General features: G+C 73.4%; 22 protein-coding genes. 8 read left to right on the top strand and 14 right to left on the bottom strand.

The genetic code is table 11. The features are described from left to right. The first annotated feature begins 6 nt into the window (after positions 1 to 6). The 4 genes from amrS (at position 7) to ACIBSW_RS20335 (ending at position 3,926) form a co-directional block, all read left to right on the top strand. Positions 7 to 1,017 (top strand): AmmeMemoRadiSam system radical SAM enzyme, encoded by a 1,011-nt coding sequence (gene amrS / locus ACIBSW_RS20350; RefSeq protein ID WP_354724752.1) that lies wholly within the window; start codon positions 7 to 9, stop codon positions 1,015 to 1,017. Between the two features lies 1 nt (position 1,018). Further along, positions 1,019 to 1,228: a radical SAM-modified peptide, FtsH ternary system-associated gene (locus ACIBSW_RS20345; protein ID WP_354724754.1), complete on the top strand. Its 210-nt coding sequence runs from the start codon at positions 1,019 to 1,021 to the stop codon at positions 1,226 to 1,228. Positions 1,229 to 1,339: 111 nt separating this feature from the next. Further along, positions 1,340 to 3,457 carry an ATP-binding protein gene (locus ACIBSW_RS20340; RefSeq protein WP_354724756.1) on the top strand — a complete coding sequence of 706 codons (2,118 nt, stop codon included), beginning with the start codon at positions 1,340 to 1,342 and terminating at the stop codon, positions 3,455 to 3,457. A 61-nt stretch (positions 3,458 to 3,518) separates the two neighbouring features. Next, complete coding sequence (locus ACIBSW_RS20335) at positions 3,519 to 3,926, top strand: hypothetical protein (RefSeq protein WP_354724758.1); 408 nt, start codon at positions 3,519 to 3,521, stop codon at positions 3,924 to 3,926. A gap of 24 nt (positions 3,927 to 3,950) precedes the next feature. On the opposite strand, the gene ACIBSW_RS20330 is transcribed toward ACIBSW_RS20335, so the two are convergent. From ACIBSW_RS20330 to ACIBSW_RS20305, 6 genes are all read right to left on the bottom strand, one after another. After that, entirely contained in the window at positions 3,951 to 4,391 is a 441-nt protein-coding gene (locus tag ACIBSW_RS20330) for a hypothetical protein (protein ID WP_184995478.1), read from the bottom strand. A 9-nt stretch (positions 4,392 to 4,400) separates the two neighbouring features. Then, on the bottom strand, positions 4,401 to 5,690 hold the full coding sequence (gene guaD / locus ACIBSW_RS20325; protein WP_354724760.1) for a guanine deaminase: 1,290 nt from the start codon (positions 5,688 to 5,690) through the stop codon (positions 4,401 to 4,403). Beyond that, on the bottom strand, positions 5,687 to 6,523 hold the full coding sequence (gene xdhC / locus ACIBSW_RS20320; RefSeq protein WP_354724762.1) for a xanthine dehydrogenase accessory protein XdhC: 837 nt from the start codon (positions 6,521 to 6,523) through the stop codon (positions 5,687 to 5,689). Before xdhC ends, guaD begins: the two co-directional genes overlap by 4 nt. Beyond that, on the bottom strand, positions 6,516 to 8,954 hold the full coding sequence (gene xdhB, locus ACIBSW_RS20315) for a xanthine dehydrogenase molybdopterin binding subunit (protein ID WP_354724764.1): 2,439 nt from the start codon (positions 8,952 to 8,954) through the stop codon (positions 6,516 to 6,518). Before xdhB ends, xdhC begins: the two co-directional genes overlap by 8 nt. After that, positions 8,951 to 10,378 (bottom strand): FAD binding domain-containing protein, encoded by a 1,428-nt coding sequence (locus ACIBSW_RS20310; protein ID WP_354724766.1) that lies wholly within the window; start codon positions 10,376 to 10,378, stop codon positions 8,951 to 8,953. Before ACIBSW_RS20310 ends, xdhB begins: the two co-directional genes overlap by 4 nt. A 119-nt stretch (positions 10,379 to 10,497) precedes the next feature. Beyond that, positions 10,498 to 11,121, bottom strand: a complete 624-nt coding sequence (locus tag ACIBSW_RS20305; RefSeq protein WP_354724768.1) for a hypothetical protein — start codon at positions 11,119 to 11,121, stop codon at positions 10,498 to 10,500. A gap of 249 nt (positions 11,122 to 11,370) precedes the next feature. Here ACIBSW_RS20305 and ACIBSW_RS20300 point away from each other — a divergent pair, with 249 nt between their 5' ends. Beyond that, entirely contained in the window at positions 11,371 to 14,472 is a 3,102-nt protein-coding gene (locus ACIBSW_RS20300; protein ID WP_354724770.1) for a family 78 glycoside hydrolase catalytic domain, read from the top strand. 73 nt (positions 14,473 to 14,545) lie between these two features. On the opposite strand, the gene ACIBSW_RS20295 is transcribed toward ACIBSW_RS20300, so the two are convergent. The 3 genes from ACIBSW_RS20295 to ACIBSW_RS20285 all read right to left on the bottom strand — a co-directional run bounded on the left by ACIBSW_RS20295 (position 14,546) and on the right by ACIBSW_RS20285 (position 16,752). Next, entirely contained in the window at positions 14,546 to 15,076 is a 531-nt protein-coding gene (locus ACIBSW_RS20295; protein WP_354724772.1) for a hypothetical protein, read from the bottom strand. 134 nt (positions 15,077 to 15,210) lie between these two features. After that, positions 15,211 to 15,651, bottom strand: a complete 441-nt coding sequence (locus ACIBSW_RS20290) for a hypothetical protein (RefSeq protein WP_354724774.1) — start codon at positions 15,649 to 15,651, stop codon at positions 15,211 to 15,213. 48 nt (positions 15,652 to 15,699) lie between these two features. Then, complete coding sequence (locus ACIBSW_RS20285; RefSeq protein ID WP_354724776.1) at positions 15,700 to 16,752, bottom strand: amidohydrolase family protein; 1,053 nt, start codon at positions 16,750 to 16,752, stop codon at positions 15,700 to 15,702. 195 nt (positions 16,753 to 16,947) lie between these two features. Between ACIBSW_RS20285 and ACIBSW_RS20280 the strand changes: the two genes are divergently transcribed. Beyond that, positions 16,948 to 17,376 (top strand): nuclear transport factor 2 family protein, encoded by a 429-nt coding sequence (locus ACIBSW_RS20280; RefSeq protein WP_354724778.1) that lies wholly within the window; start codon positions 16,948 to 16,950, stop codon positions 17,374 to 17,376. 90 nt (positions 17,377 to 17,466) lie between these two features. Then, entirely contained in the window at positions 17,467 to 18,519 is a 1,053-nt protein-coding gene (locus tag ACIBSW_RS20275) for a hypothetical protein (RefSeq protein ID WP_354724780.1), read from the top strand. An 18-nt stretch (positions 18,520 to 18,537) separates the two neighbouring features. Here the strand turns inward: ACIBSW_RS20275 and ACIBSW_RS20270 are convergent, their stop codons facing one another. Beyond that, complete coding sequence (locus ACIBSW_RS20270) at positions 18,538 to 19,224, bottom strand: VOC family protein (protein WP_354724782.1); 687 nt, start codon at positions 19,222 to 19,224, stop codon at positions 18,538 to 18,540. Positions 19,225 to 19,292: 68 nt separating this feature from the next. Between ACIBSW_RS20270 and ACIBSW_RS20265 the strand changes: the two genes are divergently transcribed. After that, on the top strand, positions 19,293 to 19,667 hold the full coding sequence (locus ACIBSW_RS20265; RefSeq protein WP_354724784.1) for an MmcQ/YjbR family DNA-binding protein: 375 nt from the start codon (positions 19,293 to 19,295) through the stop codon (positions 19,665 to 19,667). On the opposite strand, the gene ACIBSW_RS20260 is transcribed toward ACIBSW_RS20265, so the two are convergent. From ACIBSW_RS20260 to ACIBSW_RS20245, 4 genes are read right to left on the bottom strand one after another with little or no spacing between them, the layout of a single operon-like run. After that, complete coding sequence (locus ACIBSW_RS20260) at positions 19,636 to 20,349, bottom strand: hypothetical protein (protein ID WP_354724786.1); 714 nt, start codon at positions 20,347 to 20,349, stop codon at positions 19,636 to 19,638. The two genes, ACIBSW_RS20265 and ACIBSW_RS20260, sit on opposite strands and share 32 nt — an antisense overlap. 15 nt (positions 20,350 to 20,364) lie before the next feature. Further along, positions 20,365 to 21,021, bottom strand: coding sequence for a uridine kinase (locus ACIBSW_RS20255; RefSeq protein ID WP_354724788.1), 657 nt, complete (start codon positions 21,019 to 21,021; stop codon positions 20,365 to 20,367). Next, positions 21,018 to 21,425 carry a DUF2809 domain-containing protein gene (locus tag ACIBSW_RS20250; protein ID WP_354724790.1) on the bottom strand — a complete coding sequence of 136 codons (408 nt, stop codon included), beginning with the start codon at positions 21,423 to 21,425 and terminating at the stop codon, positions 21,018 to 21,020. The genes ACIBSW_RS20255 and ACIBSW_RS20250 overlap by 4 nt, the downstream gene beginning before the upstream one ends. Positions 21,426 to 21,447: 22 nt before the next feature. Continuing rightward, complete coding sequence (locus ACIBSW_RS20245) at positions 21,448 to 22,200, bottom strand: SAM-dependent methyltransferase (protein ID WP_354724792.1); 753 nt, start codon at positions 22,198 to 22,200, stop codon at positions 21,448 to 21,450. Between the last annotated feature and the right edge of the window lie 4 nt (positions 22,201 to 22,204).

The following is a 22,204-nucleotide window of genomic DNA, read 5'->3' as shown; positions in this document are numbered from 1 at the left end:
GGTCGGGTGCAGTGGAGCCCGGCGACGTTGTTCAGTACGCGCGGTGACCGGATCCGCTGTGACCTCTGTCCACTGCGCTGCATGCTGCGCGACGGGCAGGTCGGCACGTGCGGCGTGCGCCGGCGCGCCGGGGACGTCCTGCAGACCGCCACCTTCGCGACCGTGACGCAGCACGTCGACGCGAACGAGCGCAAGCCCTTCTACCACTTCCGGCCGGGCGGCCGGAGCCTCACGCTCGCCGCGCCCGGCTGCACCTTCGCCTGCGGCTACTGCATCAACCACCGCATCTCCCAGTACGGCCGGGAGTCCACGGTCGGGTGGGACGCGCAGCCGGTGGACCCCGCCGACGTGGTCGCCCGGGCGGTGGCCGAGAGCGCCGACATCTGCTTCTCCTACACCGAGCCGTCGCTGGCGCTGGAGCTGACCGAGGCCGTCGCGGCGCTCGCCCGGCCGGCCGGCGTACGGGTGATGTGGAAGTCGAACGGGTTCCTGACGCCCGAGGCGGTCGAGCGGGCCGCGGGCCTGGTCGACGCCGTGAACATCGACGTCAAGGCGGCCGGCACCGCCGCGCACCGGCGGCTCACCGGCGCGCCGCTGGAGCCGGTGCTGGACACCGCCCGCGAGTTCGCCCGCCGCGGCGTGTGGCTGGAGATCACCACGCCGCTGATTCCCGGCACCAGCGCCGCGCCGGGGCAGCTGGCCACGATCGCGCGCGCCGTCGCGTCGATCGGCGCGCAGGTGCCGTGGCACCTGGTGCGGTTCACCCCGACGTACCGGATGACCGGCCACGACCCGACGACGCCGGCCGACCTGGCGCGGGCCGTCCGGATCGGACACGCGGCGGGCCTGCGGCACGTGTACGTCGAGCGGGCGCTGGGCGACGAGGGGCGGGCGACGCGCTGCCCGGGCTGCGACGAGACGGTGGTCCGCCGCGGCGTGTGGCGGCTGGAGGCATCCGAGATCCGCGACGGGCGCTGCGCCCGCTGCGGTCACCCGATCGACGGGCGGTGGCACTGAGATGACCAGGTACGAGGGCGTGCCGGAGCTGCCGGACCTCATCGACGCCGCCGAGTACGACGAGCACCCCGACGGCGGCCTGATCCGGCTGCGCATCTCGGTGACCGCGTCCGGCGTCGAGATACTCGGCGACGGCATGCGCCCGGAGGCCCTCGAGGCGCTGCTCGAGGCGCTGGGGCCGGACGAGATCCAGCAGATGTGGTGCGGCTGAACCCGCCTGCCACCGGGTGGCACCCGTTTTGCTACCAGAGTCTCCGCGCGGCGTCCGAACGGAAGGGTGGACCCGGACGGGTTCACGATCTTGGACCCCAGGGGGCACCGGTTGAGCACACGTGCATCGCTAGCCCGTACGGCGGCATTCGCCGCGCTGTACGCCGCCGCGATCATCGTGGGCCGGATGACCGTGATGGCCGATACCCGGATGGCGCTGGTGTGGCCCGCGGCTGGTGTGGCCGTGGTGTGGTTCTGCGCCCAGCGTGGCGCCCCGAGGCGGTGGGTCGACGTGGCCGCGCTGGTCACGATCGCGTGGGTGGGCAACGCCGCCACCGGCACCGGTCTGCTCCTGGGCGGGATGCTGGCCGTGGCGAACCTGGTGATGGCCGCGGTGTTCGTGAGCCTGCTGTGCCGGTTCCGCCCGACCCTGTGGGGCGCGGGCGGCAACCGGCGGCTGTCCCACCCGCGCGAGCTGGGCAGCCTGCTGGCCTTCTCGGCCGTCGCCGCCGCCGCCGGCGCGGTGTACGGCCTGACCGGCCTGTGGCTGATGACGGGGCACGTGACGGCCGTGACGTTCGCGGACTGGATGGCCCGGCAGGTCACCGGCATGTTCGTGATCGCCACCGCCGGCCTGTGGCTGGGCCACCGCATCACCACCTGCGCGGCCCGCTACGGCTCGGTGCGCGGCTGCTGGAACGCGGTCGACCGGGCGCTGCGCGCGGTGCCGGCCCTGCGGGTCGTCGAGGGCCTGGCCGTGGTGCTGTGCTCGGCCGGCGCCTACCTGATCGGGTTCGTCTACGACAGCGGGCTGCCGCTGGCGTTCCCGCTCATCGTGGTCACCGTCTGGGCAGGGCTGCGACTGAACACCACCTGCGTCGTGCTGCAGAGCCTGATCCTGGGCACCGCGGCGATGATCTTCACCCTGCAGGGCGAGGGTCCGTTCGCCGCGATCCCCGACCCCCTGATGCGTACGCTGGTCGCCCAGCTGTTCGTCGTCCTGATCACCGCGGTCGGCCTGCTGCTGGCCCTGGGCCGCGACGAGCGCGTGGCGCTGCTCGCCGAGCTGGCCGCGCACGAGGAAGAGGCGGCGCGGCACGCCGCGCTGCTGAACGCCGTCATCGACTCGATGGCCGACGGGCTGTCGGTCATCGACGCCGACGGGCGCATCACGCTGCGCAACCCCGCCGGCGTACGCATGCTCGGGCCGGCCGACGCCGTCGGCGACGTGCAGACCCGGCTCAGCCACCTCGACGGCTCCGCGATCGACACCGCCGACCTGCCGTCCACCCGCGCCGCCCGGGGCGAGACGGTCGACCCGGTCGACGTCCTGGTGCGCGACCGGAACGGCCGCGACACGCACGTCTTCCGGGTCACCGCCACGCCGCTGACCGACGAGCACGGCCGGCGCAGCGCCGTCGTGCTCTACCACGACGTCACCGCCGAACGCCGCCACCGCGCCCAGCTCGCCGACTTCGCCGGCGTCGTCGCGCACGACCTGCAGAGCCCGCTGACCGTCGTCGAGGGCTGGACCGAGGTCGCCGCCGAGTCGCTCGACACCGCGCCGGCGCACCCCGCCATCGACCGGTCCCGGGACGGCCTCACCCGGGTCACGCAGGCGGCCACCCGCATGCGCGGGCTCATCAACGACCTGCTCGCGTACACCTCCACCCGCGACGGCGACCTCGCGCCCGCGCCGGTCGACCTGACCGGGCTGGTCCGCGACATCACCGCCGCCCGCACCGACGCCGCCGTCACCGCCGGCCAGCCGGTGCCGCGGGTCGTCCTCGGCCCGCTCGCCCCGGTGCACGCCGACGCCGGCGCCGTCCGGCAGCTGCTGGACAACCTGATCGGCAACGCCGTCAAGTACACCGCCCCGGGCGTCACCCCACGCGTCGCCGTCACCAGCGCCCGCGAGGACGGATTCGTGCGGATCACGATCGCCGACAACGGCATCGGCATCCCGGCCGGGCAGCACGAGGCCATCTTCGACAACTTCCACCGCGCGCACCCCACCAGCGGGTACGCGGGCACCGGCCTCGGCCTGGCGATCTGCCACAACATCGTCACCCGCCACGGCGGCACCATCGCCGCCGAGGACAACCCCGGCGGCGGCGCCCGCTTCACCTTCACGCTGCCCGCCGCCGAGCTGCCGGCCGCGCCGGCGCTGGTCCTGCCCACCACGCCGGCTCCGGCCGGCAACCGCCGGCTCGCGGTCAGCGCGTCCTGACCCGGCTCTTCTGAGTATCGAAGCTCATGCCCGGGGCGGGCCGCCGCCATAGATTCGGCGCATGACCTCATTGTTCCGGCAGATCGCCGGCGCCTTCGTCGTAGCCCTGTTGTCGGCCCTGCAGTGGTACGTCTGGATGGCCTGGGACACCGAGTACCAGACCGATCCCGTCACGCAGGTCAGCAGCGGCCCGTACGAGGCCTGGCAGGTCGTCGGGTGCGCGGCGTCGCTGCTGGTGGTGTTCGTGGCCGCGCTGCTGCTCGGCGCCCGGCCGCTCTGGGCCTCGGCGGCGCTGACGCTCGCGTTCACCGCGGCCTGGACCGCGACGGCGTCCGCCACCGACAGCAGCGGCCTCTACGTCGTCGGCACGGTCATGGTGCTGGCCGGCCTGGCCGCGACCACGACGGTGGTGTCCCTTGTGGTCACCGCGCTCCGCCGCCCGCGCTCCCCCGGCCAAGCCACCGCGTGAGCGCCCGGCCCCGGCCGTCGATCGCTATCGGCGGCCGGTGGCCAGGGCGACCAGGAACTGCCCGCCGCCCGCGTCGACGCTCGCGGTGACCGGCAGCCCGGGCACCAGCCGGGAGAACCGGTCGACCAGCCAGTCCGCCGCCTCCTGCGCGTCCTTGCGGCTCGGGCAGCGGGCGACCAGCTCGCGGCCGCCCTTGCGCTCGAGGCGCTCCGCGACGGTGATCAACGGCGCGGGCTCCACCACGTGCAGGCGGTCCGGCCAGGCGATGACCACCTTGACCGCGCCCTTGCGGGTGTTGCAGGCGCGGTGCGCGAGCCGCTCGGCGACCTTCGCCTTCCGGTCGGCGGTGCGGCTGTCGACGCTCGGGCCGCGCGGGTCGTTCACCGACATGTCGGCGTCGACCGGCTCGTCGCACACCCAGCATCGCCAGCCGTCACGCTTCGCCACATCATCAAGGAGACTCACCGGAACAAACTATCCCGGCGACCCCACCGGGACGCCGTCGATCCAGACCTGGGCGACGTCGTGCGGCGTGCCGAGGGCGAACACCCGGGCGAGGGCCTCCTCCGGCCCGTCGGCGTGCCGCATGCCGATGTCGAGCGGCGTGCCCGGCCGCGGCCGCACCCAGACCGCGTCGAACCGCCGGCCGGCGCTCAGGTCGCCGACCTGGTCGCGGAGCCCGAGCGCCTGCGCGCCGGCCGCGGTCGCCAGGTGCAGCAGGTGCGCGGCGGTCAGCGCCACACCGTCCTCCCCGCGCAGCCGCTGCAGGAAATACGCCTGCAGCCCCTCCTTGAGCAGCGAGAAGCCGGTACCCGCGCCGACGTCGGTGCCGAGCGCGACGTGCACCCCGTACGCCAGGTGGCGGTTGAGCGGGAACAGGCCGCTGCCCAGCGCCGAGTTGCTGGTCGGGCAGTGCGCCACGCTCGCGCCGGCCTCGGCCATCCGCTTCAGCTCGGCGTCGCTCGGGTGCACGTCGTGCGCCAGGACGGTGCGCCGGCCGACGAGGCCGTGCCGGTCGTAGCAGTCGAGGTAGCTGCCGCCGCCGAACAGCCGCCCGACCGTGGCGATCTCGTCGAGGTTCTCGTTGAGGTGCGAGGTGAACCAGCCGTCCGCCAGCTCGGCGTGCAGCTGGGCGCAGGAGGCGAGCAGGTCGTCGCTGCAGGACAGCGCGAAGCGCGGGGTCACCGCGTACCGGCTGCGCCCGGTGCCGTGCCAGCGCCGCGCGAGCGCGCGGCCCTCGTCGTAGCCGCGTTGCGCGGACGTGTGCAGGTCCGCGCGGAGCATCCGGTCGCTGACCACCAGGCCGCTGGTGATCCGCAGGCCGCGCTCGGCGGCGACGCCGAACAGCGTGTCGACGGCCGGCGCGAAGTGCGAGCCGAAGACCAGCGCCGTGGTGGTGCCGGCGCCGAGCAGGCCGTCGACGAACTCGCCGGCGACCGCGCGGGCGTAGCCCGCCTCGGCGAGCCGCGCCTCCTCGGGCAGCGCGCAGCGCTCCAGCCACTCCAGCAGCGGCATGCCGAGCGCGCCGATCACCCGTACCTGCGGGAAGTGCACGTGGGTGTCGACGAGCCCGGGCAGCAGGACGCCGTCGGTCAGCTCGACCAGGTCGGCGCCGGGGTGCCGGGACCGCAGGTCGGCGAACGCGCCCCGCTCGACGATGACGCCGTCCTCCACCAGCAGCCCGGCGTCGGCGTCGGCGCGCAGCGCGCCGCCGGTGAACGGGTCGTCCGGGGTGTCGATGGCCTGGGCCCGGAAGAGTGTCACGTGCCGGCCTCCAGGGCGACGGCGGCGTCCGCCGCAAACGTGCGCAGCAGGTCGGCCGCCACGCTGACGGCGATCGCCGCGGGCTCCTTGCCGCCGAGGCCGGCGAGCCCGATCGGCGTGGTGATGCGGGCGATCGCCGCGTCGTCGTGGCCATGCTCGGCGAGCCGGCCGCGGAACCGGGCCCACTTGCCCGCCGAGCCGATCAGGCCGATGGAGCCGAACTCGCCGCCGCGCAGGACCGCGTCGCAGAGCGCGAAGTCCTCCGCGTGGTCGTGGGTCATGATCAGCACGTGGGTGCCCGGCGCCAGCTCGCCCAGCACGATCTCCGGCATCACCGCCACCTGGTGCACGTGCACGCCGGCCACCGCGTCGGCGAGCACCGCCAACCGCTCACCGGCCAGCTGCTCCGGGCGGGTGTCGATCAGGTGCAGCTCGATATCGTGCCGGGCGAGGATGCGGGCGAGCTCCAGGCCGACGTGGCCGACGCCGAAGACCGCCACCGCGGGCACCACCGGCAGCGGTTCGAGCAGCACGGTGACGCTGCCGCCGCAGCACTGCACGCCGTGCCGGTTCACGGCCCTGTCCGACAGCTCGACGGTGAACAGGTCGGGCGCCGCGCCGGCCGCGCCGAGCAGCGCGCGGGCCCGGTCGATCGCGACGGCCTCGACGTTGCCGCCGCCGATGGACCCCCAGGTCCGGTCCGCGCCGACGACGAGCTTCGCGCCGGCATCCCGGGGCGCGTGGCCGCGCACCGCGGCGACGGTGACCAGGACGCCGGGCTCGCGTACGGCCCGCAGGTGGGTCACCGCGCCGAGCCAGGTCCGGTCAGACACGACTCACCGCCTGCCCCACCTGCTCCGAGTCCGGATGCAGGGCGTGCGCGCCCGGGCCGGGCTGCGGCGGGGCGATGTCCGCCTCCGCCAGGTGCGCGTCGCCGGCGGCGTTGCGGGCCTGCTCGATCGCCCAGAAGACGGCCTCCGGCGTGGCCGGCGAGGCGAGGTTGACCTCGACGCCGGCCGGGCCGAACGCGGCCGCCGCCTGCCGCAGCGCCTCCCTGACCGAGAAGGCCAGCATGAGCGGCGGCTCGCCCACCGCCTTGGAGCCGTAGACGGCGCCGTCCTCGCACGCATCGGTGAGCAGGGTGACGTTGAAGACCTCGGGCATCTCCGAGAAGCTGGGCAGCTTGTACGTGCTGGCCGCCTGGGTGCTCAGCCGGCCGCGCGTGGACCCTTCGCCGTCGTCCCAGCGCGGGTCCTCCAGCGTCAGCCAGCCGGCGCCCTGGACGAAGCCGCCCTCGATCTGTCCGATGTCGATCAGCGGGGACAGGCTGTCGCCCACGTCGTGCACGATGTCCACCCGCCGGGTTCGGTAGGCGCCGGTGAAGCCGTCCACCTCGACCTCGGCGGCCGCCACCCCGTACGCGAAGTACTTGAACGGCGATCCCCGCATGACCGAGGAGTCCCAGTGCAGGCCCTCGGTGCGGTAGTAGCCCGCCGCGAAGAGCTGCACCCGCTGGAAGTACGCGGCGCGGACCAGGTCGTTCCAGGCGACGCCGTCGGCGGCGCCGAGGCCGCGGGCGACGCCGTCGACGATGCGGACGTCGGCCGGGTTCACGCCGAGCATCGTGGCCGCGACCCGCACCAGCCGCCCGCGGATCTGCTCGCAGGCGTTGCGGACCGCACCGCCGTTGAGGTCCGCGCCCGAGCTCGCCGCGGTGGCCGAGGTGTTCGGCACCTTGTCGGTGCGCGTCGGCGCCAGCCGGATCCGCGCGACCGGCAGGCCCAGCGAGGTCGCGGCGACCTGCAGCATCTTGGTGTGCAGGCCCTGGCCCATCTCGGTGCCGCCGTGGTTGATCAGCACCGAGCCGTCCTTGTAGACGTGCACGAGCGCGCCCGCCTGGTTGAACGCGGTGAAGTTGAACGAGATGCCGAACTTCACCGGCGTGACGGCCAGGCCGCGCTTGGCGTGCGGGTGGCGCGCGTTGTGCGCGGCGATCTCCCCCTGCCGGGCCAGGACCGCGCCGTCGTCGAGGACCTGCTGCCAGAGCCGGTGCAGCCGCTCCGGGTGGCGCACCGGCTGGCCGTACGGCGTGCTCTGCCCGGCCTGGTAGAGGTTGCGCCGGCGCAGCTCCGCCGGGTCGACGCCGAGCAGCGGGGCGCAGCGGCCCAGGATGTCCTCGATGACCAGCATCCCCTGCGGCCCGCCGAAGCCGCGGAACGCGGTGTTCGAGGTCTTGTTGGTGCGCGCGATCCGCCCGGTGAGCCGCACGTGCGGAAGCCAGTACGCGTTGTCGGTGTGGCACAGCGCCCGCGCCAGCACCGGCTCGGAGAGGTCGAGGCTCCAGCCGCCGTCCGCGGTCAGCGTGGCGTCGAGCGCGCACAGGTGGCCGGCGTCGTCGAAGCCCACCCGCCACTCCACCTGGAACCCGTGGCGCTTGCCCGACATGGTCAGGTCCTGGGTACGGGTGAGGCGCACCCGCACCGGGCGGCCGGTGAGCGTCGCGCCCAGCGCGGCGATCGCGGCGAAGCCGTGCGGCTGCATCTCCTTGCCGCCGAAGCCGCCGCCCATGCGCAGGCACTGCACGGTGACCTCGTGGCTGTGCCGGCCCAGCACGTGCGCGACGATCTCCTGGGTCTCGGACGGGTGCTGCGTGCTGCACTGCACGAAGACCTGCCCGGCCTCGTCGACCAGCGCCAGCGCGCAGTGCGTCTCCAGGTAGAAGTGCTCCTGCCCGGCGAACTCGAAGTCGCCGCTGAAGACCCGGGCGGCGCCGGCCATCCCGGCCTCGACGTCGCCGCGCAGGATCTGCGGCGTCGCGCCCTGGAAGCTGCCCGCGGCGATCGCCTCCCGGACGGTCACGATCGATGGCAGCGGCTCCACGTCGACCTCGACGGCGGCCGCGCCCAGCCGCGCCGCCTCGAACGTCTCGGCGAGCACCCAGCAGACGGCGTGGCCGAAGAACATCACCTCGTCCGGGAAGAGCGGCTCGTCGTGCTTGACGCCGGCGTCGTTGACGCCGGGCACGTCGGCGGCGGTGAGCACGCGCACGACGCCGGGCACGCGCAGCGCCGGCGCCACCCGCAGCGCGGTGACCCGGGCGTGTGCCTGCGGCACCTGCACCGGGTGCGCGTGCAGCACGTCCTTGGTCCGGTAGATCAGGTCGTCGGTGTACAGCGCCGCGCCGGTGACGTGCAGCGCGGCGCTCTCATGCGGAACCGCGACCCCGACGGCGGCGTTCTCCGGCCTTTCCGAAAGCTCGCTCATGACACCGCCTCCGGGTTCTCGGCGTACAGCTTCAGCAGGCTCTGTTCGAGCATCGCCGCCCGGTACGCGGCGCTGGCCCGGTGGTCGTCCAGCGGCGTGCCCTCACCGCGCAGCACCCGCGCGGCCGCCGCGGCCGTCTCCTCGGACCAGGGCCGTCCCGCCAGCTCCGCTTCGGTGGCCCGGGCCCGGATCGGCGTTGCGGCGACGCCGCCGAGGCCGACACGGGCCCGCACGACAGTCCCGTCCGCGACGTCCAGGGCGAAGCCGATGGCGACGCTGGAGATGTCGTCGAAGCGCCGCTTGGCAATCTTGTGGAAGGCCACGAGCCCGGCCTGCGGCAGCGGGATCCGGACCGCCCGGATCAGCTCGTCGGCCCGCCGGACGCTGCTCCGGTACCCGGTGAAGTAGTCCGCCAGCGGCACCCGCCGCTCGCCGTCGGCGTCGGCCAGCACCAGCTCGGCGTCCAGCGCCAGCAGCGCCGGCGCGGCGTCGCCGATCGGGGACCCGGTGCCGAGGTTGCCGCCGATGGTGGCGCCGTTGCGGATCAGCCGCGACGCGAACTGGGGAAAGACCTGGCCCAGCAGCGGTATCCGGCCCGCGAGCCGGCGCTCGATCTCGGTCAGCGTCAGCCCCGCGCCGATCTCGATGTGATCCGCGCCGACGACCAGTTCCCGCAGCTCGGGCACCCGGTCGATGGCGATGACGCACTCGGCGCGCGCACCGCGCAGGTTGACCTCGACGCCCCAGTCGGTCGAGCCCGCGACGACTGTCGCGGTGGGCCGCTCCCGCAGCAGCCGCAGCGCGTCGGCCAGCGCCGCCGGGCGGAGGAACTCACCGTCCTCCCTGCGTACGCTGGTCGCCCGGGCCGGTGTCGCCGGCGCCTGCCGGCGCAGGGCGAGCGGATCGTCGGTTTCCGGCGCGCCCAGTGCGTAGGCCGCGTCGCGGATCGGCCGGTAGCCGGTGCAGCGGCACAGGTTGCCGCTGAGCGAGTGCAGGTCGAACCCGTTCGGGCCGTGCTCGTGGTCCACCGGACCCGCCTGCCGGCCGTTGCGGTAGAACTCCGCGGCCATGCTGCAGACGAAGCCCGGGGTGCAGTACCCGCACTGGGAGCCGCCCCGGACCGCCATCTCGTACTGAACCGGGTGCAGGTCGTCCGGGCCGCCCAGCCCCTCGGCCGTGACGATCTCCTGGCCGTCCAGCCCGAGCGCGGGAAGCAGGCAGGCGTTGACCGCGACCCACTCGGTGGGGCAGTCGAGGCCGGGCCGGGCGACCAGCACGGAACAGGCACCGCACTCGCCCTCGCCGCAGCCTTCCTTGCAGCCGGTGAAGCCCTGCGTGCGCAGCCACTCCAACGCGGTGGTGTGTGGCGCAATGTCCCCGAACGCGATTTCCCGCCCGTTAACCGTGATTCCGGCAGCGCTCATATCAGCTCCCGTCAACCGTCTCAACCTACAGCGTTTCCCCAGCAGGGACATGGTTGACGGATGACGCCGGGGTGGTTGGTTATCCATGTGAACAGCCACCCGAGCCAGTGCACACCCTACTACTCGACGCAGCTTTGTCCACGGGCGTGCAGCGCCAGGTGCACGACCCCGAACTCGTTCAGGGCGATCTGGTAGACCGCCCTGAAGTTGCCGGGTACGTCGACCGAGTCGACTCCGTTGCCGTACTTCTCGAAGTCGGGGTCGGCGGCGATGTCCCAGTCCGGGTACGCCTTCTGCACCTGTGCCCACGAGCTGCCGAGCTTGATTCCCTCGGGGGTGTGCAGGCCCACGTGCGCGTCGATGGCCTGGACGCCCCCGTCCTCGGAGTAGTAGATGCTGCCCTCGCCGCCGGGGTCGTCGGCGTCCTCGGGGCGGCGGTCGCGGTCGCGCAGGTGAGCCGTGATCGTGCACTGGTCCGGCGTCCCGGCCACCCACTTGGTGATCAGGCCGGTCGCCTCCGCCTGCTTGCGGTTCATGCCGAGCCTGAGCGCGCCCACGCCGAACGGCCCGATCACCGAGGGCGCCACGGGCGCCGCGGACGTCGGAGCCGACGAGGCGGTGGCGGCGCTCGGACTCGCGGCGCCGATCGGTGCGGCCTCGCCGTCGAGCACCGGCACGGGGCTGCCGCATCCGCCGGCCAGGGCCAGGCAGAGGGCGGCTCCGGCGAGGGGGGCTGTGCGCATTTGTGGTGCCTTTCAATCGCCTGTTCTGTGGTCTGTTCGATGCGGCCCCCGGCGCCTTTGTTCGGATCTTCGCGTCACGAATCGGCATCTTCGCAGCCGCCCTGACCGGCGCTCAAGCCTAGGGAACGTTACCCATCGATGCTTGACGCCTATCGGCATCCTCTCCTAAGGTCAGCGAAACAATCTGGAAAACGTTACCCATCGCTCGCCCATTGCGTGAAACGATTCAAGCAGCACGTGGGAGAGAACATGTGGAACAAACTCACCGCCCTCGGAGTCTCCCTGATCCTCACCACGACCGCGGCGCCGGCCGGCGCGACCGGCCCTGCGGTAAGGGTCGTCGACCTGCGCGTCGACGGCCGGGCCGACCAGCCGCTCGGCCTGGACGACCCCGATCCCGTGCTCAGCTGGCGCTTCGCCGAGACCCGGTCGCCCGCCGCCGACCGCCAGACCGCCTATCAGGTACGGGTACGCGACGTCGCCGCCGACCGCCTGCTCTGGGACTCCGGCAGGATCAGCTCCGCGGTCCAGTCCGGAGTCCGCTACGGCGGCGCGGCCCTCGGCTCCCGGCAACGCCTCAGCTGGCAGGTCCGCGCCTGGGGCGCCGACCGGCGCCCCTCCGATTGGAGCCGGCCGTCCACTTGGGAGACGGGCCTGCTGGAGCAGTCCGACTGGGGCGCCGCGAGGTGGATCGAGTACCCCGGCCGCGCCGAGACCCAGCCGATGCCGATCTTCGCCCGGCAGTTCACCGTCGACCGGAATCGCCGGATCAGCCACGCGCGGCTCTACCTGTCCGGCGTCGGCCTGCACCTGCCGACCGTCAACGGCCGCAGGCTCACCGACGAGGTGCTCGCGCCCGGGTACGCCAACTATCAGCTCTCCAGCGAGTACCGCGCCTACGACATCACCGGCGAGCTGCGCGGCGGCGCCAACTCCGTCGGGGTGCGCCTCGGCAGCGGACCCGCGTACGTGCGGCGCAGCGTCACCAACCCGGCAGTCGGGCGCGCGTCGCCGTACTCGTGGTGGCAGAGCCAGCTCAAGGGCCGCGGCGTCCTCACCGCCGACGTGCCGGCCGGCGCCACCACCGTGCCGCTGGACACCGTCACCGGCTACCACGTCGGCGGCACCGTCAACGTCGACACCGGGGACGGCGGCGACAACCTGGAGTCGCGCACCATCACCGCGATCGGGGCGGACGGCATCACCTTCGCCCCGGCCCTGTCGCGGCCGCACCCGGCCGGCGCCGCGGTCACCGGCTCCGGCAACAACATCGCGGCCAGCGACGCCAGCGCCGGCGCGGCCGTCACGCCCCGGCTGATCGCGCGCCTCGAGATCGCGTACGCCCGCGGTCCGGCGACCGTGATCGTCTCGGACCGCGAGTGGCGCACCGCGCTGGGCCCGCTGGTCACCGACGCCTGGTACTCCGGCGCCGACCACGACGCGCGCCGCGAGCAGCCCGGCTGGGACCTGCCGGGAGCGGACCTGTCGGCCGCCGCGCAGCGGCGCGACGGCAGCCCGGCCGGCTGGATCCGCGCCGGGATCGCGCCGCCGCCGAACCTCGCCACCCGGCTGGTCGGGCGCACCGCGCCGCCGATCACCGTCGCCGAGACGTTCACCGCGGTCTCGGTCACCAACCCGCGGCCCGGCACCTGGGTGTTCGACCTCGGCCAGAACATCGTCGGCTGGCCCCGGCTGCGCCTGCGCCCGGGCGTGCCGGTCGGCACGACCATCCGCCTGTCGCCGGCGGAGTCACTGGCCGCCGACGGCACCGTCGACCAGGCGTCGCTGATCGGCGGCGGCGGGCGCCGCGGCACCGACCTGTTCAACACCTACACCGCGGCCGGCCTGCCGGGCGGGGAGACCTGGCGGCCCGACTTCAACTACTTCGGCATGCAGTGGGTCCAGGTCACCGGCCTGCCGCCGGGCTACGTGCCCACCAAGGACACCATCACCGGCGTACGGGTGCAGGCGGCCACCCCCGTCGCCGGCGAGGTCGTCACCTCGAACGCCCGGATCAACCGCATCCACGAGATGGCCCGGTACTCCTTCGCCGGCAACATCATGTCGGTGTTCACCGACTGCCCGGGCCGCGAGAAACTGTCCTACCCGGCCGACTACACGATGCCGATGGGCTCGATCCACCGCGACTTCGACCTGTCGGCCTACCTGCGGACCACCATGCGGCACCTGGTCGAGGGCCAGTCCGTCGCGGACACCCCGATGTTCGGCAACGTGGCGCTCAAGACCCCGGTCTACGACTGGGGCTACGAGGGCCGGTTCGGCGACGAGATCAACTGGGGAAACGCCATCATCCTGGTGCCGGCCTTCCTGCACCGGCTCTACGGCGACACCGAAACGGCGGCCCGCTACTACCCGCAGATGGTCCGGTTCGCCGACTACATCCAGCGGCAGAAGGCCGGCACCGGCGCCGACGCGCACATCGTCGACGCCGCCCTCGGCGACTGGGTCGCGGCCGAACAGACCTCGGGCCGGATCACCGGCACCTGGGGCTACTACGTCATGATCCGCGACCTCGCGGAGCTGGCCCTTCTCACCGGCCACGCGGCCGACGCCCGGCGCTACCAGGCACTCGCCGCGAACATCAAGACGGCGTTCAACCTGCACTTCTACAACACGACGCTGCGCCGCTACACCACCGCCGGCGACGCGGGAACCGCCGGCGCCACCCAGACGGCGCAGGCCCTCGCCCTCGACGCCGACCTCGTGCCCGACGGCGAACGCGCCCCGGTGCTGGCCGCGCTCGTCGAACTCGTGCGGGGCTTCGGCCAGGGCCCGCACTTCAGCGGCGGCACCATCGGCATGGCCCCGACCGTGCGGGCGCTGTCCGCGGGCGGTCGCGACGACGTGCTGTGGGACCTGTTGCAGGAGAACACCGAGCCCAGCTACGGCTTCTTCATGGCGCCGACCGTCGCCAACCCCGGCGGCATGACGACCGTGGGCGAGCGGTGGAACCGCGGCGACTCGAAGAACCACATGATCCTCGCCCAGATCGAGGAGTGGTTCCACGCACGCCTGGCCGGCATCCGCGCGGCCGACGGCGCGACGGCCTACCGGGAGCTGGTCATCCAGCCGAGGATCGTGGGCGACCTGACCTCCGTACGGGGCAGCTACGCGACCCCACAGGGCCTGGCCCGCACCGAGTGGACCCGCGCGGACGGCCGGCTCCGGCTGGCCGTGACGATTCCACCCAACACCACGGCGGAGATCTGGGTCCCGACCACGGACGGCGCCGTCACCCGTACCCCACACCGGGCCCGGTTCCTACGCACCGACGGCGCCCACGCCGTCTACCGGGCCCCCTCCGGCAGCTACACCTTCACCACCGGCTAGGTTCTGGCTCCGCGCCCGACCCGACAGCCTGTGATCCATGAGACAGAACCTAGGTGCGACTACTGTCCGGGTGTTATCTCGGGTGCCGACCGCCTCTGCCGGCAGCGGCCAACGACAGTCCGGTCAGTATCATGCCGGCGAGCCCGGCCCAGAAGCCGTAACTCGTGCCGGACTCGATGCCAGGGTCGGTGTACCGCCGTAGGTGATCGCGTGGCATCACCGACTCTGCGAACTCGGTGTCGGACATCTCCACCTCTGCAGACAGGTAATTTCCCGGCTCAAGCAGCGCGGTGGCCTCGGCGGGGGGCCAAGGCTCGACATCGCTGCGCTGCTGAAGTGTCAGGAACATCGAGACCGTTACCGCGACGAGGGCCGCGAGCCATATCGCTACGGGCACTCGGCCGCGGGTCATCCACCACGCCAGCCATGCGACCGCGGCAGTCACGGTAAGCAAGACCGACACGGTCCATCGTGTGGACATTCGCCATGCCGATCCAACGTACGTCTCGTTGCCCACCTGTATCGCCCACCACGGCAGGAAGCCGCTCACAAGCACGAGGAGGGCCGAACCCCCGATGATCCCCGCATGCCATTTTCGGGACACGGAATGACCCTACGGAGCACAGGTCGCACCCGTCCGGGCTTCCGACTATCCCGCGGGCGACCTCCGGCAAAGTCCGGCTGGCGCACCGATCAGGTGCCTTGGGCCCGGCCGACCACCGACCTGAGTAGTCGCACCTAGTTTCTGTAGCCTTGGAGCGGCTGAACGTTCAGGCCCTGCTGGGAAAGTCCCAGCCGGACCGCTGCGGCGAGCGCACGTGTCCGGGCCGCCTCCTGAGGCTCATCGATGGCGTCCTGGACGGTGGCCCCGTGCTGTAATGCTGCGACGACGAGCGTCCATTGCCCGGCGGTCAGGCTGATAGGGCGTGTCTCGTCTGCGCTGCCCCAGCGCTGTAGGTCTTCGTAGGTGTCTGGCCAGTCTGGAAGCTGTTGCCAGCCTGCTTCACGAATTGTTGAACCGAGCTTGGCGAGAGCATCCCAGTAGCTGCCCGACGGATCCTCATCGTCGTAGTCTCTGTCCCGGCAGCGCCTGATGTCGTTGTCCATATGGCCGTCGATGTAGAGCCAGTCGAGAATCCTCAGCGTCAGTTGGTGAGTGGCTTTGTCCGCGGAGTTCACGTATCAAATCATCGTCGTCCCAGAAGGCTGTGACTTCGATACACGCGCCTAGCCGGCGCGGCGGACCAGCCGGCTGCGGACGATGACGGCCCGTGGCCTGTCGAGTTGGCCGAGATCTTTGCGGGGATCGGCGTCGTACACGACCGCGTCGGCCGGGGCTCCCCCGACCAGGCCGGGCAGGCCGAGATAGGAGCGGGCCGCCCAGGACGCCGCGGCGATCGCCTCGTGCGGCGGGACACCGGCGTCGACGAACGCGCGGATCTCGCCCGCGATGCACCCGTGCGGCCGGGAATCCGTGCCGGCCAGCACGGTGACCCCGGCCTCGACCGCGGCGGCGGTCAACCGGCCGTGCGCGGCGGCACCACCGAGGTGCCATTGCTTGTCCGGGCCGTCCGGCTTCGCGCGGGCCCGCTCCAGCGATGCCGTGAGCAACGCGAGCGTCGGCGTCAGCGCCGTGCCCTGCTCCGCCATGCGCGGCAGCAGCTCCGGGTCCAGCCACATGCCGTGCTCCAGGGAGTCGACACCGGCCTCGACCGCGATCGCCGCGCCCGCGGGATGCATCGAGTGCACCGCGAGGCGCCCGCCGGCCGCGTGCACCCGCCGGACGGCCTCGCGCAGCACGTCCAACGGCACGACGTCGTCGCCGACCAGCCAGTCGATCACGACCTTCGCCCATCCGGTACGGGCGGCCTGCTCGGCCGCGACCGCCGGCAGATCGACCGGCTCGGCGCGCCGCCCCCAGCCGTCGAAGAACTGGCCGTACTGGGCGATCCACGGTCCGGCGTGGAACGCCCGCGGGCTGTCGTCACCGTTGCCGAACCAGTCCGGCGGGTCCCCCGCGAGGCCGGGCGCGCGGATCAGGGCGACTCCGGCCTCCAGGTGCGCCCGCAGGTCCCCGCGCAGGACGCCGTCGTCGAGGGGCCGGCCCGGCTCCTCCGCACCCGGGTGCGTGTGCGCGTCGACCAGCCCGGGCAGCAGCCAGCCCTCGGCCACCAGCTCGGCGCCGGCGACCGGGTCCGTCGTCCACTCGTCGCCGTCGGCGTACAGATCGATCGGCTCGCCCTCGGGAAGGGCGTAGCCACGAACCCGCAACACCGCCACGCCGAAACCTCCACACCGGTACCGGGAATCGAACCCGGTCAGCATGCCATCCCGGCCGGACGCCCTGCCTCTTCTGCACCATGAAGAGGCAGACCACGAAGGCCTCGCCACCCGGGAACGGGTAGCGGACGGCGGTTACCGGCGCCGTGCCCGGGTACGGGATCAAAGTCCGGTAATCCACTCGGGGAGGTACTCATGGACAGGCGGAGCGAGCTGGAAGCGGTCGTGGCGGAGCGGATCGCCGCTGTTGCGGCCAAGGACCCCAAGCCGCTCGCGGCGCGGCAGCACCCCGACATCGTCACGTTCAACGTGCTGCCGCCGCTGCACGCGCGGGGCGGCGCCGCCGTCGAGGAGGCGACCCGGGCCTGGTTCGACGCGTACGCGTCCGACATCGGGTACGAGGTCCGCGAACTGCACGTGACGGCCGACGGTGACGTCGGGTTCTGCTCGTTCCTGTACCACGTCACGGGGACCCTGGTCGCCGGCGGCGACGTCGACATGTGGGTACGGGCGACCCTCGGTTGCCGGTGGATCGACGGCCGGTGGCTGATTGTCCACGATCACGAGTCGGTCCCGTTCGACGCCGCGACCGGCCGGGCGCTGACCGACCTCGAACCGGAGTGATCCGGGGGCTACGTTCTCTTGGAGAGCAGGTAGCCGACTGCGGCACCTGGCGAGGAACAGGGGCCGGGTGTGCTGCTGAGGAGCGAGCGTGTGGCCGCGCTGATCGCCGCGCTGCTCGGGATCGGCGTACCGGTGGTCCTGCCCGGTCGTGCGGCGGCCGCGGCCGCCGACCGGACCCGGGTGTGCCGGATCGGTGACGGCCGGCTGACCGAGATCTCCGGCCTGGCGGAGACACCCACCGGGTACGTGGTGGTGAACGACGGGTCCGACGAGGCCGCCAACCGGCGGATCTTCTTTCTGGACCGGCGCTGTTCCGTGGTCCGCGCGGTGCGCTACCCGTCGCGGCCCCGCGACACCGAGGATCTGGCGCTCGCCGTGGACGGCACCGTCTGGGTCGCCGACATCGGCGACAACGGGCTGACCCGCACCACGATCGCCCTGTGGCGGTTGGCCCCGGGTGCGCGCAAACCCCGGCTGTTCCGGCTGTCCTACCCGGACGGGCCGCACGACGCGGAGGCGCTGCTGCTCTCGCCGACCGGTACCCCGATCGTGGTGACGAAGAGCGCGGCGACAGCTGCGGTGTACGTCCCGGATGGCGCGTTGCGGGCCGGGCGGACGACGCCGCTGCGCCGGGCCGGCTCGGTCGCCGTGCCGCTGACCACCACCGGGAATCCGTACTCGCTGCCCGGCCGTCTGGTGGTCACCGGTGGGGCGGTCAGCCCGGATGGGCGGCGGGCGGTGCTGCGGACCTACGCCGACGCGTTCGAGTTCGACGTGCCCGACGGTGACGTGGTCCGGGCCATCACGGCGGGGACGCCGCGGATCATCGCGTTGCCGGACGAGCCGCAGGGAGAGTCCGTCGCGTACCGCGGGGACGGTACCGCGCTGCTGACCGTCTCCGAGGTGGCGAAACAGCCGCCCGGCACCAAGGCGGACGTGTGGCGCTACCCGCTGACGGACCGTCCGGCGGTCACCGTTCCCGCCGCCGCGCCGACCGGATCGTCGGCCCCTTCCGGAGGGGCGGTCGCCTCCGGCCCTCGAGACGGCCGTATCCCGGCCGGGGCGTGGGCGGTCGCCGTGGTCCTGGCCGCCGGCATCGCGGTCGTCGGAATCGTCGCGGCACGGCGACGAAGACGGTCGTGATCGGGCCGACGCCCGGACCTAGCGGGGGGTCAGGACGCAGAACTCGTTGCCGTCGGGGTCGACCAGCGCGCCCTCGATCCGGGTCGCGCCGAGGGAGAGCAGGCGCTCGACCTCGGCACCCCGATCGCCGCCGGGCGGCGGCGCGAGGTCGAAGCGCAGCCGGTTGCGGGCCGGCTTCGGCATCAGCGGCGGGCCGCCCCAGGTGATCTTCGGGCCGCCGGCCGGCGACTGGATCGCGGTCTCCTCGTCCTGGTCCCAGACCAGCGGCCAGCCCAGCGCCGCGCTCCAGAAGAGCCCGACCTCCCGCGTACCGTCGCAGGACAGCGCGCCGAGGAACCCGCAGCCGGCCAGGAACCTGTTGCCCGCCTCGATGACGCAGAACTCGTTGCCCTCGGGGTCGGCGAGCACGACGTGCTCCTCGTCGGGCAGCTGCCCGACGTCGTAGTGCGCACCGCCGAGCTCCAGCGACCGGGCCACGGTCCGCCGCTGGGCCTCCGGCGACTCGCTCGTGAGCTCGAAGTGAATCCAGTTCCGGCCGGTCTTGGGCTCGCGCGCCGGCACGAACCGGATCGGGAACCCGGTGCCGTCGCCGGGCAGGAGCGCGAGGTCGTCGGTCAGTTCCCGGCCCAGGAGCCCGGACCAGAAGCGGGCCAGTCGCAGCGGTTCGACCGCGTCGATGCTGAGCGCGGACAGGCGGCAGGTCATCGCGGGAGCGTAGGCCGGCGCCGACGGGTGCCGCAGCCGATTTCCCGGTCGCCGGATAGCATCGCCGGATGGCTGACGCCGATGATGTCCGGCGCCTGGCGCTCGCCCTGCCCCACGTCGCCGAGATCGACAGCGACGGCTTCGACTTCCGGGTGGCCGGCAAGGGCTTCGTCTGGTCGTACCCGGAGCGCACGCCGGGCCGGCCGCGGGTGATCCGGACCGACGTCGCGGTGCTGTTCGTCGGCGACGAGGCGGAGAAGCAGGCGCTGCTCCTCGGCGAGCCCGGGCTCTTCTTCACCACGCCCGCCTACGACGGGCTGCCCCTGGTCATGCTCTGGCTGGCGCGGGTGGACGCCGACCGGCTCGCCGAACTGGTGACCGACGCGTGGCGCATGCGCGCACCGGACGAGGCTACCGGGCGAGATAGCGAAGGCCCTGCCTGAGGAACGTCCGCGGGTTCGTGTCGAGGTGCCGGGCCCACGGCGGGTCCGCCTCGCCGCGCAGCCAGGCGTAGCGGGCCAGCGCGTACCCGAACATCGGCTCGGTCAGGTAGCCCAGCCGCGAGGTGCGGTAGCTGTTCGCGTCCGCGGCGTACTCGAACGCCGAGTTCGCCGCGAAGACGCCCAGGCCGTAGAAGACCGTGAGCAGGTCGGTCAGCGGCTCGTGGTCCTTGCGCCGCGCCGAGACCCGGCCGTCGGCGAGCAGCAGCACGTGGCCGAGTTCGTGCGCGATGGTCGCCACGAGCGCCATCGGCGCGTCCGCCTGCTCGTCGGCGATGCCGATGACCGACCGGCCGTCGCGCATCCGGTGATGCCCGGCGGCGCCGCGCGACCTGGAGTTCAGCGGCACGTGCGCGGACAGCTCCGGGTCGGCGTCGTCGGCGTAGTGCTCGAGGTCGATCCGGGCCGGGTCGATGCCCATGTGCGCGCAGAGGAGGCCGAGCACCGACCTGGTGTCCTCGCGGGTGCCGCGGTAGGCGCCGGGGAAGAAGTCGTCGGTCGGCAGGAGCACGGCGCCGCGCAGCCGGTCCGGGCCGAACTCGGCGAGCAGCCAGTCCAGCGACGTGTCGATCCAGTCGCGCTCAACGTCGCGTACCGGGCACCGGGCGCTCCCCCACCACCGCATACCGCGATTGTGGGGTCACCGGTCAACGATGCGAGGAGCGTCGAAGTCCTGGTTGTCGATCAGGATGTCGGCGCGGCGCTGCGGCGCGCAGGCGGCGAAGTAGATGCGCTGCGCCTGGACGTAGCGCCGCATGCCGGGGTGTTCCGGGTCGGGGTCCGTGCCGTCGCGGACCGCCATCCGCCGCGCCGTCACGGCGAACGGGACGTCGAGGAAGACCGACAGGTCCCAGTCCCGCACGACCTCCTCCCGGTGCAGGAAGAGCCCGTCGACGATGAGCACGGCCCCCGGCGGCGCGGTGCGCGGCGGCGGGTCGAGCACGGCGTCGGTGGCCAGGTCGTGCGCGGCGGGGCGGTACCGCCGGGAGCCGCCCGGCGCGAACGGCTCCAGGACGTCGCCGCGGAAGCGCCGGTAGTCGTACGAGTCCAGCCAGAAGCCCTCCGGTGACTCGCGGCCCTGCCGGTAGCGCACCGCCCGCGGGTTGTGGAAGTCGTCGAGCGAGACCCGCACGACGGTACGCCCGAGCGCACGCACCGCCGCGGCGAGCTCGTCGGCGAAGACGGTCTTGCCGGACCCGTCCGGCCCGTCGACGGCGACCCGGGGGCACGCCCGGCCGTCGAGCACCGGAATCCGGCGCGCGACGTGGCCGAGGACCTCGCGCCGCCGCGCGTTCACCGGGACCTCCGCAGGGCGATGGCGTGGAGCGCCGCGAGCGGCAGCACGCCCACCGGGTACCAGGCCAGGTCGGCGGCGTCGAACCGCACGCCGAGGGCCAGCCGGGCGAGCACGCTGTGCTCGGACAGCGCCGCCGGCACGCCGGTCAGCTGCGAGAGCTCGACGAGCCAGCAGAAGGCGACCGCCGTCGCGGCCGCGGTCCAGGGGCCGGCGGCCGGCACCAGGAGGAACACCCCCGCGTAGATCATGGAGGCGTACAACACGGTGCCCGAGTACTGCGCGAGGGCGCCGGAGCTGTCCAGGACGCCGCCGCCCGCCGCCACCCGGATACCGAGCGCCAGCGCCAGGAGGCCGCCGGCGGCGAGGACCGCCACCAGCCGTACCCGCCACGAGCCGTCCGCCACGACGCGAGGGTAGCGGCCATGATCAAGTACGCCGGGCCTCGATCAGCGTCCGGGTCGAGTGGGCACGGAAGGAGCCGTGCTCGCGGAGGTGCGCGTCGAGCCGGACGAGGGCGGCGCGGTGGCGGTCGACGGAGAAATCGGGCACCCACCAGACGCACTTGCGGAGCAGGTAGACGACCGCGCCGATGTCGAAGAACTCCATCCGGCAGCGCGCGGTGCGCAGGTCGACGACCCGCAGGCCCGCCGACCGGGCCGCCGCGGCCTCGCCCTCGGGATCGCGGGCCAGTCCGTTCCGCGGCAGCGGGCCGGTGAACCACTCGATCAGCTCGAACGCCGAGGCGGGCCCGACATGCTGCGCGAGGTAGGTGCCGCCGTCGGCCAGCACCCGGGCGATCTCGGGCCAGTCGGGGCGCACCGGGTGGCGGCTGCTCACCAGCTCGAAGGCGGCGTCCGGCAGCGGCAGCGGCCCGCCCTGCTCCACCTCCACGACCCGCACGCCGCGGTGCGAGAGCAGGCGGCGGGCCCGCTCGGCGTTCGGCGGCCACCCCTCGGTGACGACCATTCCCGGCGGCAGGCGCGGGGCCTCGGCGACGATCTCGCCGCCGCCGGTGTCGATGTCCAGGGCCGAGCCGGCCTCGGCCAGCCGCGACGCGAGCAGCCGCGCGTAGCCCCACGGCGGCCGCTCCTCGGTGGCCCGGCCGTCGAGCCAGCCGAAGTCCCAGCCGGACACGTCCGCCGCCGCGGCCTCACCGACCAGCTCATCGAACGTACGCATGCCG

The sequence above is a fragment of the Actinoplanes sp. NPDC049668 genome (assembly GCF_044465445.1).
Taxonomy (GTDB): domain Bacteria; phylum Actinomycetota; class Actinomycetes; order Mycobacteriales; family Micromonosporaceae; genus Actinoplanes.
The sequence above is the reverse complement of the archived record's forward strand: the minus strand, read 5'-3'. Positions and strand labels throughout refer to the sequence as shown.

What these genes read in the sequence shown, in the direction of transcription:
- ACIBSW_RS20345 (WP_354724754.1), top strand. Translation starts at nt 1,019, where the DNA reads ATGACCAGGTACGAGGGCGTGCCGGAGCTGCCGGACCTCATCGACGCC.
- ACIBSW_RS20335 (WP_354724758.1), top strand. Translation starts at nt 3,519, where the DNA reads ATGACCTCATTGTTCCGGCAGATCGCCGGCGCCTTCGTCGTAGCCCTG.
- xdhB (WP_354724764.1), bottom strand. Translation starts at nt 8,954, where the DNA reads ATGAGCGAGCTTTCGGAAAGGCCGGAGAACGCCGCCGTCGGGGTCGCG.
- ACIBSW_RS20310 (WP_354724766.1), bottom strand. Translation starts at nt 10,378, where the DNA reads ATGAGCGCTGCCGGAATCACGGTTAACGGGCGGGAAATCGCGTTCGGG.
- ACIBSW_RS20305 (WP_354724768.1), bottom strand. Translation starts at nt 11,121, where the DNA reads ATGCGCACAGCCCCCCTCGCCGGAGCCGCCCTCTGCCTGGCCCTGGCC.
- ACIBSW_RS20300 (WP_354724770.1), top strand. Translation starts at nt 11,371, where the DNA reads ATGTGGAACAAACTCACCGCCCTCGGAGTCTCCCTGATCCTCACCACG.
- ACIBSW_RS20280 (WP_354724778.1), top strand. Translation starts at nt 16,948, where the DNA reads ATGGACAGGCGGAGCGAGCTGGAAGCGGTCGTGGCGGAGCGGATCGCC.
- ACIBSW_RS20270 (WP_354724782.1), bottom strand. Translation starts at nt 19,224, where the DNA reads ATGACCTGCCGCCTGTCCGCGCTCAGCATCGACGCGGTCGAACCGCTG.
- ACIBSW_RS20265 (WP_354724784.1), top strand. Translation starts at nt 19,293, where the DNA reads ATGGCTGACGCCGATGATGTCCGGCGCCTGGCGCTCGCCCTGCCCCAC.
- ACIBSW_RS20260 (WP_354724786.1), bottom strand. Translation starts at nt 20,349, where the DNA reads ATGCGGTGGTGGGGGAGCGCCCGGTGCCCGGTACGCGACGTTGAGCGC.
- ACIBSW_RS20245 (WP_354724792.1), bottom strand. Translation starts at nt 22,200, where the DNA reads ATGCGTACGTTCGATGAGCTGGTCGGTGAGGCCGCGGCGGCGGACGTG.